General features: G+C 67.6%; 1 pseudogene. It reads right to left on the minus strand.

Features of this window, described 5'->3' with window-relative positions:
• Window positions 1–1,096 (minus strand): annotated as a pseudogene (locus Y707_RS31430) (glycosyltransferase family 2 protein); the annotation flags it as partial.

The raw sequence follows: 1,096 nt of genomic DNA on the forward strand, positions 1-1,096 counted from the left end.
ACCGAGGTCAGTCCCGGAACCGTGTCGATATGGCTGGCCAACAATTCGGCGGCCGTATCGGATTGCTGCAGCACGACGAATCCGGCGCCCAGCTGTTCCAGTTCCGGACGCGGGTCCACGCCGGTTCCGGCGGCAATGACAGCCGCGGCTTTGCGGAGCATCTGTTCGGCCGGGTCCGGAGCGGCGGCCGTCTCTTCCCCTGGCACACCCCCGACCGGGCGCGCGGAAACAACGGTCGAGAGTGCGTCCATCGTGGTGCCGCCGCCGCGCATCAGCGCAGCACTGACTTTTCCGCTTCCGTCCACGTTCAGCACCAAGGTGCGCGTCTGCTCAGGACCATAGGCGCGGTCCGTTGCAGTTGCCGGAAGTGTTCTGGGGGCAGCCGGGCGAATGAGGGTTCCCGCGCCGGCCACGCCCGCAGCCATGCCGCCGTCGTCATCTGTGCCGCCGGAAGCTTCACCGCCGCTGTCATCCGCAGAACCGGAAGCCACCGTAACGCCCGCAGTGGGAATCGCCCACAGCGCAAGGCTGGCGACCGGCCCGAGCAGCAGCACGCCTGCCGCGGCTGCCGCGATAACACGCGGAAGCCGCCGGACTCTCCCGTCTTCGGCCCGCCGGATTTCCAACATCCGGTTGGCTCCGAGGATGGCGGCTCCAAGCATCATGAATACGAGCAGCGAGACGAGCGGTCCGGTGAACGGCGGTATCAGCCCCGCGGGTCCGCCAGTGACTGCAATCTGGGTGTACACGAAGGCACCGCCGGCTGCCAGCAGCCCACTCAGCCACAACACCCTCGCCAGGTTGCTGCGGTTGCCCGTTGTGAAGAGCGAAATGGCGGCCAGGAGCACGAGCGGAGCACCAACCGTGAGGGCCGCGATCAGTGTCCATGGTCCCGGCAGCAAAGTAGAGAGTTCCGGGAACGCCTGCAATCCGGCCTCCGGCTCGAGCCTCACCGGGTAGCCGAGGAACTTCTGCCATAGCGGCGCATCGTCGAAGAGAAGGGGCTGGCCGGGACCGGCGAGCAGAGCCCGCGGGTTGGACAGCGCTGAGACGGCGAAAGGCGCAAACAACGCCAGGCTCGGCAGCAGCGACCACC

Origin of the sequence: Arthrobacter sp. H14, assembly GCF_000520495.1 — a bacterium.
In the GTDB taxonomy this organism is placed as follows: Bacteria; Actinomycetota; Actinomycetes; order Actinomycetales; family Micrococcaceae; genus Arthrobacter_C.